23 protein-coding genes are annotated in these 20,191 nt (G+C 58.4%); 9 read left to right on the top strand and 14 right to left on the bottom strand.

Annotation, left to right across the window (positions count from 1 at the left end; all coding sequences use genetic code 11):
• Window positions 1-2 precede the first annotated feature (2 nt).
• Entirely contained in the window at window positions 3-692 is a 690-nt protein-coding gene (locus K3756_RS15745; protein WP_259989032.1) for a rhomboid family intramembrane serine protease, read from the bottom strand.
• A gap of 91 nt (window positions 693-783) precedes the next feature.
• Here K3756_RS15745 and trpS point away from each other — a divergent pair, with 91 nt between their 5' ends.
• The 5 genes from trpS to K3756_RS15770 all read left to right on the top strand — a co-directional run bounded on the left by trpS (window position 784) and on the right by K3756_RS15770 (window position 4,916).
• Window positions 784-1,803 (top strand): tryptophan--tRNA ligase, encoded by a 1,020-nt coding sequence (trpS, locus tag K3756_RS15750; protein WP_259989034.1) that lies wholly within the window; start codon window positions 784-786, stop codon window positions 1,801-1,803.
• Window positions 1,804-1,960: 157 nt separating this feature from the next.
• Complete coding sequence (locus K3756_RS15755) at window positions 1,961-2,431, top strand: VOC family protein (protein ID WP_259989036.1); 471 nt, start codon at window positions 1,961-1,963, stop codon at window positions 2,429-2,431.
• Between the two features lie 74 nt (window positions 2,432-2,505).
• Window positions 2,506-3,612 (top strand): class II histone deacetylase, encoded by a 1,107-nt coding sequence (locus tag K3756_RS15760; protein ID WP_259989038.1) that lies wholly within the window; start codon window positions 2,506-2,508, stop codon window positions 3,610-3,612.
• 3 nt (window positions 3,613-3,615) lie between these two features.
• Complete coding sequence (locus K3756_RS15765; RefSeq protein ID WP_259989040.1) at window positions 3,616-4,188, top strand: nitroreductase; 573 nt, start codon at window positions 3,616-3,618, stop codon at window positions 4,186-4,188.
• Complete coding sequence (locus K3756_RS15770; RefSeq protein WP_259989042.1) at window positions 4,179-4,916, top strand: EI24 domain-containing protein; 738 nt, start codon at window positions 4,179-4,181, stop codon at window positions 4,914-4,916. The genes K3756_RS15765 and K3756_RS15770 overlap by 10 nt, the downstream gene beginning before the upstream one ends.
• On the opposite strand, the gene K3756_RS15775 is transcribed toward K3756_RS15770, so the two are convergent.
• A complete protein-coding gene (locus tag K3756_RS15775; protein WP_259989044.1) occupies window positions 4,846-5,142 on the bottom strand; it encodes a DUF1467 family protein in 297 nt (98 codons plus the stop codon). The two genes, K3756_RS15770 and K3756_RS15775, sit on opposite strands and share 71 nt — an antisense overlap.
• 2 nt (window positions 5,143-5,144) lie before the next feature.
• Window positions 5,145-5,549 (bottom strand): methylmalonyl-CoA epimerase, encoded by a 405-nt coding sequence (mce, locus tag K3756_RS15780; RefSeq protein ID WP_259989046.1) that lies wholly within the window; start codon window positions 5,547-5,549, stop codon window positions 5,145-5,147.
• Between the two features lie 133 nt (window positions 5,550-5,682).
• Between mce and K3756_RS15785 the strand changes: the two genes are divergently transcribed.
• On the top strand, window positions 5,683-6,402 hold the full coding sequence (locus K3756_RS15785; RefSeq protein WP_259989048.1) for a response regulator: 720 nt from the start codon (window positions 5,683-5,685) through the stop codon (window positions 6,400-6,402).
• 3 nt (window positions 6,403-6,405) lie between these two features.
• On the opposite strand, the gene K3756_RS15790 is transcribed toward K3756_RS15785, so the two are convergent.
• Window positions 6,406-7,131 carry a GNAT family N-acetyltransferase gene (locus K3756_RS15790; protein WP_259989051.1) on the bottom strand — a complete coding sequence of 242 codons (726 nt, stop codon included), beginning with the start codon at window positions 7,129-7,131 and terminating at the stop codon, window positions 6,406-6,408.
• Between the two features lie 152 nt (window positions 7,132-7,283).
• On the opposite strand from K3756_RS15790, the gene K3756_RS15795 reads away from it, so the two are divergent.
• Both K3756_RS15795 and K3756_RS15800 read left to right on the top strand, forming a co-directional pair.
• Entirely contained in the window at window positions 7,284-7,478 is a 195-nt protein-coding gene (locus K3756_RS15795) for a hypothetical protein (RefSeq protein WP_259989053.1), read from the top strand.
• Window positions 7,479-7,537: 59 nt separating this feature from the next.
• Window positions 7,538-8,014 carry a hemerythrin domain-containing protein gene (locus K3756_RS15800; protein WP_259989055.1) on the top strand — a complete coding sequence of 159 codons (477 nt, stop codon included), beginning with the start codon at window positions 7,538-7,540 and terminating at the stop codon, window positions 8,012-8,014.
• A gap of 87 nt (window positions 8,015-8,101) precedes the next feature.
• Here the strand turns inward: K3756_RS15800 and aspS are convergent, their stop codons facing one another.
• The 6 genes from aspS to K3756_RS15830 form a co-directional block, all read right to left on the bottom strand.
• Window positions 8,102-9,880, bottom strand: coding sequence for an aspartate--tRNA ligase (gene aspS, locus K3756_RS15805; protein WP_259989057.1), 1,779 nt, complete (start codon window positions 9,878-9,880; stop codon window positions 8,102-8,104).
• Between the two features lie 328 nt (window positions 9,881-10,208).
• On the bottom strand, window positions 10,209-11,912 hold the full coding sequence (locus tag K3756_RS15810) for a DUF4214 domain-containing protein (RefSeq protein WP_311201710.1): 1,704 nt from the start codon (window positions 11,910-11,912) through the stop codon (window positions 10,209-10,211).
• Between the two features lie 15 nt (window positions 11,913-11,927).
• Window positions 11,928-12,743 carry a matrixin family metalloprotease gene (locus K3756_RS15815; RefSeq protein ID WP_259989059.1) on the bottom strand — a complete coding sequence of 272 codons (816 nt, stop codon included), beginning with the start codon at window positions 12,741-12,743 and terminating at the stop codon, window positions 11,928-11,930.
• A gap of 680 nt (window positions 12,744-13,423) precedes the next feature.
• Entirely contained in the window at window positions 13,424-14,167 is a 744-nt protein-coding gene (locus K3756_RS15820; protein ID WP_259989061.1) for a formylglycine-generating enzyme family protein, read from the bottom strand.
• A gap of 14 nt (window positions 14,168-14,181) precedes the next feature.
• Window positions 14,182-15,405 (bottom strand): copper-containing nitrite reductase, encoded by a 1,224-nt coding sequence (gene nirK / locus K3756_RS15825; protein ID WP_259989063.1) that lies wholly within the window; start codon window positions 15,403-15,405, stop codon window positions 14,182-14,184.
• A 39-nt stretch (window positions 15,406-15,444) separates the two neighbouring features.
• Entirely contained in the window at window positions 15,445-15,876 is a 432-nt protein-coding gene (locus tag K3756_RS15830; protein ID WP_259989065.1) for a pseudoazurin, read from the bottom strand.
• A gap of 150 nt (window positions 15,877-16,026) precedes the next feature.
• On the opposite strand from K3756_RS15830, the gene K3756_RS15835 reads away from it, so the two are divergent.
• Window positions 16,027-16,743, top strand: coding sequence for a Crp/Fnr family transcriptional regulator (locus tag K3756_RS15835; protein WP_259989067.1), 717 nt, complete (start codon window positions 16,027-16,029; stop codon window positions 16,741-16,743).
• Between the two features lie 6 nt (window positions 16,744-16,749).
• Here K3756_RS15835 and K3756_RS15840 read toward each other — a convergent pair whose 3' ends face one another.
• The 4 genes from K3756_RS15840 to K3756_RS15855 all read right to left on the bottom strand — a co-directional run bounded on the left by K3756_RS15840 (window position 16,750) and on the right by K3756_RS15855 (window position 20,178).
• Window positions 16,750-16,962, bottom strand: coding sequence for a DUF1858 domain-containing protein (locus K3756_RS15840; protein WP_259989069.1), 213 nt, complete (start codon window positions 16,960-16,962; stop codon window positions 16,750-16,752).
• Between the two features lie 324 nt (window positions 16,963-17,286).
• On the bottom strand, window positions 17,287-18,591 hold the full coding sequence (locus K3756_RS15845) for a TRAP transporter large permease (RefSeq protein WP_259989071.1): 1,305 nt from the start codon (window positions 18,589-18,591) through the stop codon (window positions 17,287-17,289).
• A 1-nt stretch (window position 18,592) separates the two neighbouring features.
• Window positions 18,593-19,129, bottom strand: coding sequence for a TRAP transporter small permease (locus K3756_RS15850; RefSeq protein WP_259989073.1), 537 nt, complete (start codon window positions 19,127-19,129; stop codon window positions 18,593-18,595).
• Window positions 19,130-19,137: 8 nt separating this feature from the next.
• On the bottom strand, window positions 19,138-20,178 hold the full coding sequence (locus K3756_RS15855; protein ID WP_259989075.1) for a TRAP transporter substrate-binding protein: 1,041 nt from the start codon (window positions 20,176-20,178) through the stop codon (window positions 19,138-19,140).
• Between the last annotated feature and the right edge of the window lie 13 nt (window positions 20,179-20,191).

Raw genomic sequence — 20,191 nt, forward strand, 5'->3', positions numbered from 1 at the left:
CCTTAACCGCGCTGGCGCAACCGCGCCACGATGCGCCGCCATTCGCCCGGCGCTAGCAAAAAGCACATCGCGAAGCCACCGAAAAAACCGGCCAGATCAGCAACCCAGCCGTTGCCGATGGAGGCAAACAGGCTCCAGATCAGTTGCAGCCCCATAAGCATCGCGATCAGCGAAAACGCTCTGAGCTGCTGCTCACCGGCCGCGCCGAGCGTGCGCCACATCACATAGCTATAGGCGCCAATCAATCCATAGGCATTCGGATAGGCCCCCGCCAGCCAGACCGGATCATTCAACAAGAGCGCGTAGAAAAATGCGCCGATGACGCCGGACAGCAGCCATACCGCAAGCATCACCGCCTGCCCCATCACCTCGGCAACCATCTTGCCCAGCGCAAGTGTCAACACGATCGCGAAAATCGAATGCGAAAAGCTCAGATGGATGAAAGGATAGGTCACGAACCGTAGAAGGTGATCAACGCTCCACCGGCCCGTATCCCACATCGCATCGAAGATTTCGCCCGAGAACCCGAAATCACGCACAAGACCCAAGCGCCACCCGATCGCGCCGGGACCGCCAATGATGCCGGCCTCTGCGAAGCTCAGACCGGCTTCCACGCCGATCATCGCAACGCACAGCAGAACCACTGCACCGGGCAGTTTGTTGATCGGAGATTCGAATGATGGATCGGACATGGTGTGTTCTCTTGCGGGGTTGCTTGACGGGTGGCTGAGCCATGGGTAAGCCCAACCCACACGCAATGCCAGCCCCAACCGGAGCCCCGCCATGACCGAGACCCATTTCACACCCCGTGTTTTCTCCGGCATCCAGCCGTCGGGGGGGCTGACGCTGGGCAACTATCTCGGTGCGATAAAACGGTTTGTTGACATGCAGAACCAAGGCGACTTCGAGACCGTCTATTGCATGGTCGACCTGCACGCGATCACCGTCTGGCAGGACCCGGCCAAACTGCGTCACAATACCCGTGAACTTGCGGCAGGCTTCATTGCGTCGGGGATCAGTCCGGAAAAATCGATACTGATCAACCAGTCAGCTGTCCCTGAGCACGCGCAACTTGGTTGGATTTTCAACTGTGTGGCGCGCATGGGCTGGATGGGCCGCATGACACAGTGGAAGGACAAGGCGGGCAAGAACGCCGAAGCGGCCTCTCTTGGCTTGTTTGGCTATCCCGCCTTGATGGCGGCCGACATCCTTGTCTATCACGCCACTCACGTGCCCGTCGGCGAGGACCAGAAACAGCATCTGGAACTTACCCGCGATATCGCCGCGAAGTTCAATCATGATTACGGCGTCGATTTCTTCCCGCTGACCGAACCGGTGATCGAAGGGGCCGCGACCCGCGTGATGTCCCTGCGCGACGGCTCCAAGAAAATGTCCAAATCCGATCCGTCGGATGCCAGCCGGATCAACATGACCGATGATGCCGACACGATTGCCAAGAAGATCCGCAAAGCGAAGACCGATCCGGACGCCCTGCCGTCTGAACTCGGCGGCCTGACAGACCGGCCCGAAGCCCGCAATCTGGTGAATATCTATGCGGCCCTGAACGGACAAAGCGTCGAAGAAGCCCTGCGCGATGTCGGTGGTCAGCAGTTCGGCACTTTCAAACCCGCGCTTGCGGAACTGGCTGTGTCGAAACTGGCGCCGATCTCTACTGAAATGGGGCGGCTGATGGACGACACGGCCGAGATCGACCGACTGCTCGCACGCGGCGCGGAACAAGCCCGCGAGATCACCGCTCCGATCCTGAAAAAGACCTACGAAATTGTAGGCATGGTCGGTTAGAACTGCCCGCCGCCGCAGTTTTCTTGAGGGCCACCCGCTTCGGGTGGCCTTTTGCATTGCGCGTTCCTGCACATGACCCGTTCGCACATGCGCCTGCAAACCGGCCCGCAGATTTGCCATATTGGCAGCTGAGCGATTAAACGCAGGAGCATCCGTAATGACATCCCATCCCACCGTTGGTCACGTGCATCTAAGGGTTGCCGATCTGGATCGGGCCATTGCATTTTACCGCGACATTCTTGGCTTTGATGTGACGCAGCAGTCTGCAACGGCGGCTTTTCTTGGCGCAGGCGGCTATCACCACCACATTGGCCTGAACACCTGGGACAGCCTGAACGCATCTCCGCCGCCTGCGGGTCACACCGGTCTGTACCACAGTGCCTTTCTCTATCCTGATCGCGCCAGCCTTGGCACCGTCCTTTGCCGCGTGGCCGCTGCTGGCATCACGCTCGACGGTGCTGCGGATCACGGTGTCAGCGAAGCCGTTTACCTGCGCGATCCTGATGGCAACGGCGTAGAGCTTTACCGCGACAAGCCACAGGCAGAATGGCCGCGAAACCCCGACGGCAAGCTCGCCATGATTAACGCGCGCCTCGATGTGCAGGCAATCATGGACGAAGCCCCCTAGCCGTCTCATCTACGGTGGACAACCACGCAGGCTTGCCCCACCTTTTGACGCAGACAGATCAAGAGGAACGCGCGGTGGGCACAGGTTTTTTCTGGGATGAGCGGACATTCTGGCATGCGGGGGGCGACTATGCCTTTACGCTGCCATTGGGCGGCCTCGTGCAGCCGCAGGCGGCAGGCGGATTGCCCGAAAGCCCGGAGACGAAACGCCGTTTGCGCAATTTGATTGAAGTCACCGGTCTTGCGGCAGAGTTGGATATGCGCACGGCAGACCCTGCCAAGACGGAGGATTTGCTGCGCGTCCATCCGCAGAGTTATCTGACGAAGTTCAAGGAGATGTCAGACGCGGGAGGGGGCGAATTGGGCTATCACGCGCCCTTCGGCCAGGGCGGATATGAAATCGCGCAGCTCTCTGCCGGTCTGTCGATAGCGGCCGTCAATGCAGTATCGTCCGGCACGCTAGACAATGCCTATGCACTGTCACGCCCCCCCGGTCATCACTGTTTACCCGATTTGCCGAACGGCTTTTGCCTTTTGGCCAATATTGCCATCGCCGTTGAAGCCGCGCAGGCAAAGGGATTGGCCCGGCGCGTTGTAATCCTTGATTGGGACGTACACCACGGAAACGGCTCCGAGGCCATTTACTACGACCGGGACGATGTCCTGACGATCTCTTTGCATCAGGATGGCAACTACCCTCTAGATACGGGCGGGTTGTCTGATCGGGGGCGCGGTGCCGGGGTTGGGTTCAATCTCAATCTACCCCTGCCGGCAGGATCCGGGCACGCGGCCTACCTGCATGCAATGGAACGTGTGGTCCTGCCACAAATCGAAGCTTTTGACCCTGACATCATCATTGTCGCCTGCGGATATGACGCGGCCTGTTCCGACCCGCTCAGCTCCATGCTTGCCACGGCAGAAACCTTTGCCGCGATGACCCGCGCGATCAAGGAGATTGCGGCCAAAACCTGTGAGGGTAAGTTCGTGCTGGTACACGAAGGTGGCTATTCGGAGGTCTATGTTCCGTTCTGTGGTCACGCCGTTCTCGAAGTCATGGCGGACGCTGTTGCATCTGCGCCCGATCCGATGAAAAAAGGGTTCGACAACCGCCAGCCCAACGCCCGCATCGTGTCATTCCAAAAAGAATATATCAACGAGATGGCCGAAAGCATCGGAGTTTGACCCATGCCAACACCTAATCCTGACGCCTATGCGTTCTTGCGCACCCGCAGGTCACGACCTGCCAAAACCCTCACCACGCCGGTCCCGGACCGCGACACATTGATGGCGCTTCTGACGCTTGCGTCCCGCACGCCCGATCACGGAAAGCTGGAGCCGTGGCGGTTTATCGTGATCGAACATCACGCTATGGGCGCGCTTGCCGATCTCGCGGCCTCGCGCGCGCAGGCACTTGGCCTTGACCCAGAACAGGCAACAAAAGGGCGCACGCAATTTGATCAGGGGCATCTGGCTGTCGCTGTCATCGAGGTACAGAAGCCTTCCCCGAAAATACCGGCGATCGAGCAGACCTACGCAGCCGGCTGCGTATGCCTTTCGTTGGTCAATGCCGCACTCGCCGCAGGTTGGGGCGCCAATTGGCTCAGCGGCTGGCCCAGCCACGACCGTGAATTTGTGCGGCAGGCTTTCGTGCTCACAGACGCAGAACGCGTCGCGGGGATCATTCACATCGGCACCGAAACATCTACGCCACCGGAACGCCCCCGCCCCGATATCGAGGCGCTGACAACGTGGCTCTAGCTCCGATCCTGCGGGCCTTTGGGCTTACCATCGGCCAGATCGGCGATCCGCGGTTCACGCGGGTTTTGGTGCTCGGGATTGCCCTAACGCTGGCGCTTTTGGTCGGGGCGTCAATCGGATTTGTCTGGCTCATCGACTGGTTCACCGGCGACACCGTTTCGATCCCGTTTATCGGTGAGGTCCGCTGGCTAGACGATCTGTTCAGTTGGGGTGCGGCTGTGCTGCTTCTGGTGCTGTCGGTCTTTTTGATGATCCCCGTTGCATCTGCAATCACGTCGCTGTTTCTCGACGACGTCGCGGATGCGGTGGAGGCCGTGCACTACCCGCACCTCGATCAAGGGCCGCGCACGCCATTCTGGGAAGCCTTGCGCGACACCATCAGCTTTCTTGGCGTGATCGTTGCCGTGAACCTTGTGGCGCTGATCCTCTACATCGCCTTTGCACCCATTGCGATTTTCATCTTCTGGGCGGTCAACGGATTGTTGCTGGGCCGGGAGTATTTCACACTTGCCGCGATGCGCCGCGTTGGCCGGCAAAGAGCGAAAGAGCTGCGCCGCAAACACCGCCTGAAAATCTGGACAGCCGGCACGCTGATGGCCATTCCGCTCAGCGTGCCGCTATTGAACCTTCTGGTGCCAATACTCGGGGCGGCAACCTTTACTCACCTGTACCACTTCTTGACGAAGGGACACCGCGACCGATCCAGTTTTCGAGATCATCGACACTGATCACCCCCGACAGGATAATCGACGCAAACACAGCCCACAGAGCCGCCGCAATCAGCGTGGTCCAGATGGCTTTTTTCTTGAGGTGATGGTGCTCCGGCGCGCCGGCGTGCGTGCCCGGCACGACATCCTTCAGGTCACCTTGCGTTTGCACACGAATGGGCAAAACGACCAGAAAAGTCATGAACCATACAACCGCGTAAAGAACCAATCCTGACGTAACACCCATGGCTACACCTGCTCCAGTTCAACAAGCGCCCCGTTGAAATCCTTGGGGTGCAGGAACAACACCGGCTTGCCATGGGCGCCTATCTTGGGCTCACCGGTGCCCAGAACGCGTGCGCCGGTCGACTTCAGGTGATCGCGGGCGGCGATGATGTCATCGACTTCGTAGCAGATGTGGTGGATCCCTCCCGCCGGGTTCTTGTCGAGAAACCCCTGAATCGGAGAGTTCTCACCCAGCGGATACAACAGCTCGATCTTTGTGTTCGGCAATTCGATGAAAATGACCGTGACCCCGTGGTCTGGCTCGTCTTGCGGCGGGCCGACCTGCGCGCCCAGCGCGTTGCGGTATTGCTCGGCCGCGGCATCAAGGTCGGGAACGGCGATCGCCACGTGGTTGAGACGTCCAATCATCACAGGCATCCTTCTGATCTGTATCGTTTGCGCCCTTATGGGGCGCGGCGACGGCAATCGCAATGCGACGCGTTAACCGCCCGTTAGCTATGGGTGCGTACCGTTAGGGAATACCATGGAATCGGAGACAGATATGGAACCGACTGACGCATTCGCACCCCAATTGCCAACCCCGACGGTTACGCGGCCACTTCTGGGCCTGACGATCCTCGTGGTCGAAGACAGCCGCTTCGCTTCGGAGGCGATGCGCCTTTTGTGTCTGCGATCCGGTGCACGTATCCGGCGGGCGGACTGTCTGCGCTCCGCGCGTCGGCACCTGCAGGTCTATCGCCCCTCCGTCATTGTCGTCGATCTCGGCCTCCCAGACGGGGACGGCGCGGACCTGATCCGCGAACTCGCCGCAATGGACCCCCGTGAAAGCATCATTATCGGAACGTCCGGCGACCCAGAGAAAGAAGCGGAGGCAATGGCATGCGGTGCCGAAGCGTTTATCGCCAAGCCGATCACGTCTCTCGCAGTGTTCCAGCAGGCCATTCTTGCCACTCTTCCGGCAGAACGGCGTCCGTCGGGCTTGCGGGTCGTCAACGATGAAGAAATTGCGCCTGATGAAATTGCCTATCACGATGACATGACGCATGTGGCGGATGTGTTGGGCGATCTGCCAAGCGACCGGACACTCGATTACGTCGCGCAGTTCCTTGGCGGTGTTGCGCGCAGCGCCAAGGATGACCGAATGGCCGATGCAGTTCAGGCGCTCGCCGACAAGCGCGCGTCAGGCGCTCCTGCCGCATCCGAAACCGCCCGGCTGGCTGGCCTGATACAAAAGCGGCTGATGAGGAAGATTGCGATATAGGCGTCAAAGGGTCGGGTCATTTGCGGCCCGGACAAGGCCGGTCATATCGCCCAAGCGTTCGATCTGCCGACCTTCCGCATCGAAATTGCCTGGGTCCAGCCACACGCTGTAGGCTTCCTTGAGCGCGGGCCACTCGGCGTCAATAGCGGCAAACCAGGCGGTATCGCGGTTGCGCCCCTTCACGACCGCGGCCTGACGAAAGACACCCTCGTAGCTAAAGCCGAGACGCTGCGCCGCCCGCCGCGAACCGACATTCAGCGCGTTGCACTTCCATTCATACCGCCGAAAGCCAGCATCAAAGGCCCACTGCATCATCAGGTACATCGCCTCAGTCGCCGCGCGCGTCTTTTGCAGCGCCGGGCTGTAGTTGATGTGCCCTACCTCAATCGAGCCTGCTTCGGGCGAAATGCGCAGAAAAGACGCAACACCTTCAAACCGATCGCTTTCCAAATTCTTGATCGCGTAGAAAAGCGGATCGGTCTGGCCAGCTTGCTCTTTGACCCAACGATGGTACTGTGACGCAGAGGAAAACGGCCCGTAGGGAAGATATTCCCAAACGGTGTCATTGCCTTCGTATGTCCGAAACAAGAGAGCCGCGTGGGCGTCTGCATCAAGCCGTTCAAGCCGCGCGTAGCGACCGTGCAGGCTCTCCCCCACGGGTGCCGCAGGCGGGGTCCAGTGCTCTACTGGTGCGCCTACGAGGGGCGCCGATAGGGTGTCTTTTTCCATGCAAAAACTGATAGGCACAGCCAACGATGAAACCAAGCCCTATATGTCGCGAGGATTTCGCTAAATTGCGAAATTCATTCACTTGCGATCGCCGCAATCGCGCCACAAACCGCCCCTAGATCGTCACATGGGGGCCGTAAAAGGATATGGCTATGAAGGCGACGATACAGACATTTGCGCAGAGCGAAGATGGTGCGGTCACGGTGGACTGGGTGGTTCTGACCGCGGCCGTGGTTGGATTGGGATATGTCGCTGCATCATCTATCAACGGCGGCACGACAAGCGTTGGCGACAACGTACAAACCTATCTTCAAAACGACGCACCGGTGCTGGGTAGAACACCGTAGAGGAACAAAAACAGGGCGCTATGCGTTAGGGGGCATTGTATCTTCGAAAGGACGCGACGATGCCCTCTATCTACGACGCCATCAAGGCCGACCATGACAACCACCGCGATCTGTTGGAAAAAATAGCCAACACGACGGGTGACAGCGCTGAACGCCAAGAGCATTGGAATGCCTTTTACCGGGACGTCAAATCGCATGCTGCAGCAGAGGAAGAGACATTTTATTCCAAGCTGATTTCAGAAACCTGGGGTCAGGATGCGGCACGGCATTCTGTACACGAGCATCAACAGCTTGATGACCTGATGGAAGAGCTCAACGATGCTGACATGTCGTCATCCGGCTGGCTGAACCGGTTCAAGACGTTGCAGCACGATTATAACCATCACATGGAAGAAGAAGAAAACGAGGTCTTCGAGCGCGCCCGCAAGGTGATCGGCGAAGAACAAAATGACGGTTTCGGAAAGCGGTTCGAAGAACGCAAACAAGAAGAGCTCGGGCTGATAGAAGCCAAGAAGGAAGACAGCCTCGAGGACTAGTTTCTCGCAAAAACAAAAAATGGCGCGCCCATCCCGGACGCGCCTCTTTTTATTCATGTGCAAGCAGTTGCATGGCTGACGGACGGCCTACTCCTGCGGGATGACCCGCAGGCCGAGTTGCATCAGCTGATCGGACGTTGGATCGTTAGGCGCGTTCATCATCAAATCTTCGGCGCGCTGGTTCATCGGGAACAGAATAACCTCGCGGATGTTCTGTTCTTCGGCCAGCAACATCACGATACGGTCGATCCCTGCGGCACACCCACCGTGCGGCGGCGCACCGTATTGGAACGCGTTGACCATGCCGCCAAAACGCTTGCGCACCTCTTCTTCACCATAGCCGGCGATTTCAAACGCTTTGAACATGATCTCGGGCTTGTGGTTACGGATCGCGCCCGAAACAAGCTCGTAACCGTTGCAGGCCAGGTCATATTGATACCCCAGAACCTCGAGAGGATCACCGTTGAGGGCATCCATTCCACCCTGTGGCATGGAAAACGGGTTGTGTTCGAAATCGATTTTTCCGCTTTCCTCGTCTTTTTCGTAAATCGGGAAGTCGACGATCCAGGCAAATGCAAAGCGGTCCATGTCTGTCAGGCCAAGTTCTTCGCCTATGACATTGCGGGCCTTGCCTGCCACGGCTTCGAACGCCTTTGGTTTGCCGCCGAGGAAGAATGCCGCATCACCGACACCCAGACCAAGCTGCTGGCGGATCGCTTCGGTGCGTTCGGGCCCAATGTTTTTTGCAAGCGGACCGGCTGCTTCCATGCCCTCGCCCTGATCGCGCCAGAAGATATACCCCATGCCGGGCAGGCCTTCCTTCTGCGCGAAAGCATTCATGCGATCGCAGAACTTGCGGCTACCGCCGGTGGGTGCGGGGATCGCCCGAATTTCGGTGCCCTCCTGCTCCAGAAGTTTTGCAAAGATCGCAAAACCGGAACCCGCAAAATGCTCCGATACGATTTCCATCTTGATCGGGTTGCGCAAGTCGGGCTTGTCACTGCCGTACCAAAGTGCCGCGTCCTTATAGGAAATCTGCGCCCACTCCTGATCAACCTCGCGACCGCCTCCGAACTCCTCGAACACCCCTGTCAGAACGGGTTGGATGGCGTCGAAAACATCCTGCTGCTCAACGAAAGACATCTCGATATCGAGCTGGTAAAAATCGGTCGGTGACCGATCCGCCCGAGGATCTTCATCGCGGAAACACGGGGCGATCTGAAAATACTTGTCGAAGCCCGAAACCATCAAGAGCTGCTTGAACTGTTGTGGTGCCTGCGGAAGCGCATAGAATTTGCCGGGGTGCAAACGGGACGGCACCAGAAAGTCGCGCGCGCCCTCGGGCGACGACGCGGTGATGATCGGCGTCTGGAACTCCCGGAATTCACGGTCCCACATGCGTTTGCGGATAGAAGCCACCACATCCGAACGCAGCACCATGTTACGCTGCATTTTATCGCGGCGCAGATCCAGATAACGATACCGCAAACGGGTTTCTTCAGGATACTCCTGATCGCCGAAAACTTGCAGTGGCAGTTCACCGTTGACCTGGCCCAGCACTTCGATGTCGCGGATGAACACTTCGATTTCGCCAGTCGGAATTTTGGGGTTCACCAACTCGGGCGCGCGTGCTTTGACCTCGCCATCAATGCGGATACACCATTCGGCGCGCACCTTCTCAACTTCGGAGAACGCGGCAGAGTCCGGATCGCAAATCAGCTGTGTCATGCCATAGTGGTCGCGCAGATCGATAAAGAGCACGCCGCCGTGGTCCCGCACCCGGTGGACCCAACCCGAAAGGCGAATATTATCGCCAACATTCGAGGCGTTGAGATCGGCGCAGGTTTGGCTTCTGTAGGCGTGCATGACGCTCCCTTTCAATGGGCTGTGTTGGAAGGGACGTACACCTTTCGCGGGGGGTGAAGTCAAGTGCTTCGGGCAACAATCGTGGAGCTGAGGGCACTGCGACACAGAAGGGAAGGCCGCACCCTAAGGCATGGCCTTTCAGACCAGGAAAGGGTGCATCCGGCAGAAGCTACCAGTCACGTCGACGGGGCATATTAACGGGGCGCAACAGATTTTCGCAGTCAAGCGCAGTTGAACGTATGAAGGCTCACGTCAGACGGGGAAAAACGAAGGTTCGGGATAGACCCTTAGTGGGAAAGAGGAGCACCAAACGGCACCTTCGGGACCTTCAGAGCAACAGCAATCCGCCATCAAAGTCACTCAGAACGGCTCCGCGGAAAACAGCTTCGACTTCGCCCGATGTGAACACCACATCGGCACCATCCTGCGTAAATGCCGCCTGCGCTGCTGCCAAAGTGGCAAACCCGAAATCGCTGAGATCAACGTAATCCCATGCCTCCAGATCAACCACGTCATCGCGGCCTGCATCTGCCTGACGGAATACGAAGATATCCGATCCGAACCCGCCAGCCATGACATCGTCGCCTGCCCCACCAGAGAGTTCGTCGCCCGCGAAATTGTCGCGCATCCATTCTTGCAAGCCATCGGCGGTACTGTTGCGAAATTCATTCGATTGGGCAAAGCCGCGTACAACTGCGGTACGTGGCGCACCATCCTCGAGGTCGCCGACCCATCCCGCCAGACCGGGTTCATCGGCACTGCGCTTCAACACGTTCTGATACATGAGTTTGACAAAATCTGTGTTGTCGAGCTCATCTCCGAAACGGTTCTTAAACTCTCGCGAGTCCACAAATCCGTTCACGGCATCAAGGTATTCCGTGCCCGAGCCCAAGCGTTCGGACCAGTTAAACATGCCGTCGACGTCGGGTGCTCGATCCAGCGTGGCCTGATACAGCCGGAACACATCGGCGGTCCAAGTCTGTTGCGTATTTGCCTGCCCGTACTGCGCGGCCTCGGTGGCGGTCTTGTTCTGGAATTCCGGGCTGTCGGAAAATCCAAGCACGACCTGAGCACGCGACAGACCGCCCTCAAGCTCGCCGCTCCAGTTGGACCGACCGGCGGCATCCGCATTGCGATCCAGCACGTTCTGATACAGCCGATTGATGAAGTCCTCAGTGTCGGAGGAACCGTATGTGGTATTGAATTCGGTTGAATTCACGAAGCCGTCCGCCGCCTCAACCAAGGTCAAGTCGCCGGTGGCCAAACGGGTAGTCCAGTCTTGATGGCCCGCGGCATCCGGCGCCCGGCCCAATGTCGCCAGATACAGGCGGTATACAGACGCGGACGTATCGGCAAAGTAGTGAACTGGCAGATTGTCCCCGAACACCATGTCATTTCCGGCTTCGCCGTAAAGCTGATCGGCACCATCGTCACCGTACAGGACATCAACATTGCTGCCCCCGCGCAGATCATCATCGTCAGGACCGCCAAACAGGGTATCTATCCCGTCGCCTCCCTGCAGAAAATCATCACCCGCACCGCCATTCAGCACGTTTGTAGCTGTGGCCAGATCATCGAAACCCCCGGCATAAAGCCAATCGTTTTCACGAGCGCCAGACAATTCGTCATTGCCAGACCCACCATGGATCGTATCGGCGCCTGCGCCACCCACCAAAATATCATTATCGGCACCGCCCATAAGGATATCATCACCTCCATGCCCCGTTAGCGTGTCGTCACCCGCGTTACCTGATAGGTTATTTGCTACGGCATTGCCGATTATGGTGTCACCAAACCGCCCCGAAATTGCGTTTTCGATAATCGTTCCCGGAGCCAAAACGATGTTCCGTTCTGCGGTCGTAACATCGCCGGGCCCGGCAATTGTCAGTTCGATGTTGGCAACAAAGGAATAACGGGAGTAGTCCAAAGTGTCCGTTCCGCCGTCATCGCGAATTGTGTAGGTGTAGCGTTCCGTATTTAACTGACCTTCCCCCAGAAGGTCTTGAAATGCGGCGGAATAGCTTCCTAGCAGGCCAGTCGGTAGCTGTCAGATATCGGAAATATCGGCGTTATCGCCATATATCGTGTCGCCGACGTTCATATCGACGGCACCGTAAAGAGTTTGGATCGCCAGAATATCCGCGGGCATCGGCGTCATGACCATATCGTCGTACATGTCGATAAATGCCTGGTCGGTTACGCGGAAATACGACATCACGGATGTGCGCACCGTGTCTGCGGCATGCAGCGCTTGCACCTCGTAAATGCCTCGACCGTTATACGGCCCGGCATGACCCAAGCCCAAAGCATGGCCGATTTCATGCAAAAGAACTTCGTGCTCGTCGACCAAAAATTCCCCTTGTTCTTCGAAACCGGCTTCGAACATGTTTATGACGACGCCCGTCAGCACACCGTCATCAACCTCGTGGGATGCAAACGCGCGGGAGCCGCCTTGGGTAAAGAGAATATCCGGTGCGTCGGTCGTGGCTACGAATTCGATACCCGAAACGTCCGACCAAGCCCGAAATGCCTGCCGGGCGGCCGCTTCACCGCTGTCACCCAGAGCGGTTGCATCATAGGTAAGCACCTTGGACCCGTCTTGATCGGAAAAATCCCATCGCGCCAGTGGTTCATCGGCGGCCACCCAATATCCATCGGTCAGATAATCCGCAATTTCAGACAAGTGCCACGGCTGAAATTCGGGATTGTCTTCGAAGGTCACCTCGTATTTACCAACGCCGAAATTTTGTTTGGATATTGCCAAATGCAACAAGCCGGTCTTGTCGGCCACAAATTTCAAGGTTGCAGTACCATCTTCACTCGTTTGGTCACCCCAAGCAATAAAGCCTCTGCTTTCCTCCAAAAGCCTTACACTACTTGGGAAATAAGACCACGAGGGCGTTACGTTAACAACATAGCTCTCGCCTTCTTCGACATGAATGCCAACGTAATCATCGTAACCGGGGGAGCTTTGGATGCTTCCTCTGAAAACGTCCCCAACGTTTAAAACGTGCGGTGACGCGAAGCCAATATATTGCTCTGTTTCGACAATGATTGCGCCTGAAATAGATCGAGCCCCTAATAATTGGTCGTAATTAGATGTCGGTATTTAAGCGATCGACATACGCGGTGAGTGGATTGAATTCTTTCGTTCAACTCGATCAAAAGAAGGGCTTACTGCCTTGGTACATAATGACTGCCCAGAATTCGATTTAGTATCGATGAGAAATTCTATTATCAACACACAAAAATTCACTGCTTTCTTTTCAGGTGGCCCGATGCCGTGATGGTTTAGCGGGGCATTTTGCAAGCGCCTTATTTGTCCCTGCAACGGACAGGCCGCCCTCGGCAAAGGCTCGGCTCGAGGTAAAGGCCGGTTAGCCGCCGCGTTTGTCGGGAAGAAAGGGTCGCACCGCGTCAATTTGAGCGGTGAGTGATTGATCGGTTTGGGCTAGGCCGCAAGAGGCCCGGGCACAGACAATCGAATGCTCTTCAGTTGGGGGCGGCCACTAAGCTGCAAAAGCACAGGGCGTCTTACCGGTTTCAAACCGGCGCGTCTGAAACAAGCCGCATTCCGAGATGTGCAGGCGGTGTGCCAACGGCACATCCGCCGCGCGCGGGATCTCGCACCAAGTATGACATGGCTGCGATATGTTCACCGCCGACGAAAAAGGCAGGGCATCGTTCTGGGTCTGTCATGCGCGCAGACCCGGCATAACAGTCCTGCGTCCATTCCCAGACGCTGCCGTCCAGATCGACCACCCCCTCGGGCGAGGTGGAAAAACTGCCCTGAGGTTTCAGCGCGCGCGGCGCGTTACCTTCGAGCATATATGCCGAGGCCCAAGTCAAAGCAGGATCGGTAAAGATCGGGTCCGGTTCGTCCGGCAAGACGGGCGCGGCCATCTTGGACCATTCGGTGGCTGTGGGCAGGCGAAAGCTGTGTCCGGTCGTGTCGTTAATCCAGACCACGTACTGTCGGACATCGACATAGCTGAGCCCGGTGGCCGGGGTAACCCGCGCATCTTGATCCGGGCGGGCCCGCAGTTTCAGGCCGCAACCGCCCCTTGCAAAACAGATGTTCCATTCGGCGATCGTGACTTCGTGCCGCTGGACGTAGAGCGTACCGCCCCCCGAAAGGGAGACCGGTTGATCCGCCATGTCGGGCAACACGGACATATCGGGACCGCGCCAGAGCACGGCCCCGACAATGACCAAAGCCAAGCCCCCGAACCCCATCATAAAAAGGGATTGCGCACGGGGGCCTTTGTTGGATTTGGCGGAGGTCATATTTTATCCGATCATCAGGTCGAAAAGTCGCGCGGGGCGACGACCTGCTCCATCAGGTTATTGTCCCACTGTCCTTCGACCACGAAGTGCGCGGTGGCCCCCAGCAAAACGCCGATGATCAGGTTGTGGTTGACGTAGGCGTAGACCCCCGGCTGTTCGAAGGTGTACATGGCCGCTGCCGCACACCCACCGCGCACGAACCATGTCTCGACCCCTGTAAGCGCCGGATCGGTGAACGAGGTTTCCCAGACATAGTTGCCGTGCCCGCCAATGAGGTGCGGCCGGCTGTCCGCGTTGCACGAATTGTGCACCATGAGGACGGTTTCGCCGACCTTTGCCTTGAGGGCGTTTTCGCCGGTCAGAGCGCCCACGGCCCCGTTAAAGACCTGGTGGGTTGGCACCAGTGTGCGCATGGCGTCGATGCTGTCGGCGTAGTCATCGCCTGCCGCCTCGTATGTTTTGTAATCGCCGTTTTCGTCTTTGGGCAGGTAGTAATCCTGCTCTCCGATATAGGCGATGCTGTCATATCGCAGCGGATTGCCGTCCCTGTCCTTCAGCCCCTCGCGGGGCAGGACCATGATCGCACCGTTCATGCCGTGGCAAACGTGGTACGGGATCATCGCGCCACCGGGCGCACAGTGATAGGTGAAGCAACCGGGCTTGGTCGCTTTCCAGCGCAGCACGGTTTCTTCGCCCGGATAGACATGGGTCAGGCCACCGCCACCCAACGCCCCGGTCGAGGCGTGGAAGTCGATATTGTGCTCCATCATGCTGTCCACCGGGTTGCGCAGGGTCAGTTCGACCATGTCGCCTTCGTGGCAGATGATCAGCGGGCCGGGAACCGAGCCGTTATAGGTAAGCGCCCAGACCTCAGCACCGGAGTCCTCGTCCACCACCATCAGCTTTTCGGTGGTTTCCATGGTCACTTCGATGATCTTGGGCCCGCCTGTGGCGACCTGTTCGTGTTCGGGCGCAAAGGGTGGGGCGACAAGTTCTTGTTTCACACGGGTGTAACCTGACAGGTCCGCCGGTTTGGCATCGGTTGCAGCCGTTTGCTCGCCTGCCGCCTTGTAGAGCTTGGCTGACGCGGCATTGATCGCGTCGAATTTGGCGGGGCGTCGGGTGGCCATCGCGCTGACACCTGTGCCTGCCACTGCGGCGGCACCCACCAGAACGGATCCGCGTAAGACGTTGCGGCGATTAGTTTTCACGACGCCGGGATTGATAAGTTTGTTCATTGGTTCCTCCAGTTCATGTCGTATTGTTCGCGGCCGGGATCAAAGGTTTCCCAGTTCCGTCTCAAAGCGTTTCTTGGCGCGTTTAGGCACGCGCCCTTCCAGAAAGCTGTCGGGCGCTGTGACGTCGCCCACGGCGATCGTCATTACTATCCCCATGGCGTAATGCGGTTTGCAGATCACGCCGTAGATGCCTTCGACATCCAGCGTCACTTCGATCTCTTCATTGATCTTGCCTTTGAACGCATCGGCACCGTCGGGCAGCATGTCCTTACCCACCTCGGCATTATGCCCCTTGTCCGTGGCGATGAATTTGATCGTGTCGCCCGGGTTTGCCTGAACAAAGGCGGGTTCAAACACCATGCGTTCACCGTCAGAGCCCTTGTTGAGCATCTGTACCTCGAAGGTTTCGGCAAATGCGGCCGACCCCATGAGGGCGCTAAATGCAAGCGTGGTTGCGATTGTACGGATCATCGTTGTGTTCCCTTCTCGATCAGCTTCGGTCGAGGCCAATGGTGACAGACGGTGCGGGAGAGGAGTTTGTGCTGGAGCAAAGAAAGCTGCGAATGTCGAACAGGCAGATGGACGTGGCGTTTTGCGTTAGTCTGTGGCAGGATCGCTCGGATGGGTGTGGCCGCAAAAAAGACTTCATTTCCGCGGCTTGACGAAAGCCTGCTGAGCCATCTGCCTCCGTTCTCCAAGCTCGACACCCGGCAAATCCGCTCTGTTCTGGATCAGGCAACCTCGCGCCGTTGCGAGGCAGATCATTGCGTTTTCAGCGAAGGCGATGTGGCGGACCGGTTCTATATGCTGCTGGACGGGTATGTGCGCGTGACACGGGTCACACCCGAGGGCGAGCAGGTGACGTCTTTGCATATTCCCGCAGGCCAGTTGCTCGGGATAGCAAAGGCATTAGGCAGGGACACGTATCCGGCCTCCGCAGTCACGGCGTCAGAATCCATCCTGCTAAGCTGGCCCATGCGTCTATGGGAAAGTTTCATGCAGGATTTTGATGGGTTCGCGACCGAAACCTACAAGATCGTCGGAGAACGCGTGGGCGAGATGAACAACCGGATCGTCGAACTTGCGACCCAACAGGTAGAACAGCGCGTCGCAAATGCGATCCTGCGGCTGATCAACCAGACGGGTCGCAAGGTCGAAGACGGGATCGAGATTGATTTCCCGATCACCCGACAGGATCTGTCCGAGTTGACGGCCACCACATTGCACACGGTCAGCAGACTGCTCAGCGCGTGGGAAAAGGAGGGCCTTGTGACCAGCAAACGCAAACGTATCACAGTCCGTGATCCCCACGCGCTGGTGGTTCTCGGCCAAGGCTGAATTCTGTCAGGTCAGCCCCGCAGCCTGCATCAGTTCACCTATGAACGTCTCCCGATCAAGATTGTACTCGGCGCAGGCATCCGTGACCGTATGGAATGGTCCGATCAAACATCCGACACAGAGCATGTTGTGCTTTGCGAAGACCGGGATCGTCTGTGGCCATTCGGTCATCAGGTCAGCCAGCGGCAAGTCGGGATCATCCAGATGGACACGGCGCATGCACCATTCCTTTCACCGATCATCGTAGGCAAGCATTCCGATGAAACGTTGCGCTGGCGCAAACTGAGGGCGGCGGGGTCGGAGGCACGGTCGCACTGTGCGCGTAGTCCATCGGCCTCGGAAATATGATCGGCGCGCCGGACACGCGGCACTTTGCGAGCCATATCCGCCGCTTGATGGTTGCTGCTGACGCCGGTAGTCGAGATGCTGGCAGATGAGAGTGGGCGGACGAAAGGGCTAGGAATTTCTGGATTTTAAGGCGCCTTGTACTGTTTGGTTCCCGACAAAGTTTTTGTCGTCTGACAAATCACTCGGATGGTGTCCTCAAAATCCGAGCCCGAGTGCGTTTGGCAGCCACAGGACGAGACCCGGCAAAAGCACGAGCAGAGCCAGCCTTATGGCATCCGCACCCACGAATGGCAGGATGCCGCGTGACATCTCGGCCAGCGATATGCGCGGGGCCACGCCCTTGACCACAAAAAGGTTCATGCCGATGGGCGGTGTGATCAACCCGATTTCTACGACCGACACCATCAATACCCCGAACCAGATCGGGTCATAGCCGAGGCTGGTGACCAGACCGTGTGCCGGCACCACGGTCAGCAGAATGATCGAGAGCGAATCCATGAAGCAGCCCAGTACGATGTAGAACACCAAAAGGGCGAGAATCACGGTACCGGGCGCGAGGTTCGCGGCAGTAATCCAGGCCAGCAGGCTCTCCGTCAGCCGGGACTGTTCGAGGAAGAAATTGAACAACGTGGCGCCGATCAGGATCATGAAGATCATGCCCGTCATGGAGGCCGTTTCGAGCATACCATTGCGCAGGCTGGCGGCATTGAGGCGACGGCGCAGCGCCGCGATAAGCAGCGCCCCGCCTGCGCCGACGGCGGCGGCTTCGGTCGGAGAAAAGAGACCGGCATAGATGCCACCGATGACCAGAGTAATCAGCACCATTGCGTCCCACATACCTGCCAGTGCCCTGATCCGGCCTGCCCACGGCACAAACGGCGTTGGCGGGGCCATCTGGGGATTGCGTATCACAAGAAGGCGAATGGCGATCATGTAGAGCGCAGCAGCCAGTATGCCGGGGATCAGCGCACCTGCGAAGAGTGCGCCAATCGATTCCTCGGTCATCAGTGCGTATATTACCAACAGGATGGAAGGTGGTATCAGCACGCCCAGCGTCCCTCCCGCTGCCACCACCGCCCCGGCGAGGCGTGGGGCGTAGCCCTGTTTTTCCATTGCGGGGAGAGCGATTTTGCCCATGGTCGCGCAGGTGGCAAGCGACGAGCCGCTGATGGCGCCGAAAACCGCACATGCCCCAATGGTGGACGAGGCAAGACCGCCGGGGCGATGTCCGACAAATGCGATCAGCCCGCGAAACAGGTTATCCGACAGCCCAGAATGGCCTGCGAATACCCCCATGAAGATAAAGAGCGGCACGACCGACAGGCCATAGGGAAAGATCGTCTCGAAGGGCAGGCTGGCGATAACATAGGTAGAAGAAAACCAATCCCCCAACAGGAGAGAACCGACAATGCCCACCGCAGCCATCGCAAGCGCGACCGGCACGCGGCACATGGCGAGAAACAGGGCAATGCCAAAGCCCGCGACACCAATCCACGCCATGTCAGTGGGTACCTGTCAGGGTCAGTCGCAGCGCGCGCACCGTGCAAACGACGGATGAAAGGGCCAGTCCCGCCACAAGCGCACTCCAGAACCAGATCATCGGCAGGGCAAGATCTTGCGAGACGTCACCATAGGCCCAGATTTCGGAGGCGCGTCCAGCCGTGAGCCAACAGAGAAATCCTGTGATCGCCACCCCGGCGAGGCTGGCGCAAACGTCGAGGATCCGATTTGCCCGCGGACTGAGCGAACGCGTGAGAAGGTCGACGCTTACGTGACCACCGGTGGCAAAGGCATACGGAATGGCCATGGAAACCGCGATCATTACGCTGAATTGGGTCAGGTCCACCGATCCGATGAACGACCCGCCGCCCGCACGCCGCCAGATGATATCCCCCACCACCACGGCAATCGCGACCACGAGCGCGCACATGCCAAAGATCGCAAGGCCGCCTGTCAGCTTCAGGAGCTGCTGATCAAGACGCGTTGCGAAGGAGGTCAGGCGCCCTCTTTCGCGTTTATGGTGTTGGGCGTCTGGCATCCCCGGCGTCAGGCGCTCTCGAACCCGGAGACAAGCTCTTGCGCGCGGGCATAAAGCGCCTGCGGATCGGCTACGCCCTGCTTGGCCATGCCTGCAAGGAAGCCGTCGATCATCGGTTGCAATTGCGCACGCCATTCCATGCGTGTGCCTGCGTCGATCTCGATGATCTCATTGCCGCGCTCGATCGCGTCGGTCCTGCCGCGCGCATCCCATGCACCCCACCACTCTCCGAACTTGGCCACGAGATTGTCGCCAGTCATATCGTCCAGCACATCGCGGATTTCGGCTGGGAGGCCGTCATATTTGCCCTGGTTCATCACCACATGGAAACCCGCCACATAGGCGCGTGCATCCGTGTGGTACTTCAGCAATTCATTGGCGCGTATGGCCCCGACGAGGTCCCATGTCGTGACAACGCCGTTCAGGCTGCCCTTCTGCAAATTCTCATAGATGGCCGACGGCGGCATGCCCACCGGCGATGCGCCCGTAGCTTCGAGCATGGCGGATACGGCCGGACTTGGTGTACGCAGGCGCAGACCAGCGAGGTCTTCGAGCCTGCGAACGGGTTTATTGACCGTGTGGAACAGGCCGCCATGGTGTGTGAAAAGGCCCAACACCTTGAAATCCTCGTAGTCGGTGCCGAGTGCGCCCTCTTTGTAGAGCTCCCAGAGCGCTTTCGATCCGGCTCCGGCATCTTCGACCAGGAATGGCATTTCGATGACTGCTGCCGACGGGTAGCGGTCGCGGGGTATGCCGTTGAGGCCAAGGGCGATGTCGATCACACCTGCGCGAACCTGATCAGCCTGACGGTCGATTTTTCCGAACGCGCTGGTGGCGTCAAAGAGTTCAACCGCGACGGCCCCGTTGGTCCGTTCCGTGATCTCTGCGGCCCAGGGGGCCATGAAACTGGCGGTAAAGCCGTGGCGCGGAGGCAGATAGTTGCTGAGCTTGAGCGTGACGTCGGCGGCCTGTGCTTGACCGGCCATTGTCACCAGCGATGTTGCACCCATGGCGGCCAATGCGCCGCGGCGTGTGAATCCAGTTGTCATGTGATCCTCCCTG

The organism is Sulfitobacter sp. S190 (genome assembly GCF_025141935.1).
Classification (GTDB): Bacteria; Pseudomonadota; Alphaproteobacteria; order Rhodobacterales; family Rhodobacteraceae; genus Sulfitobacter.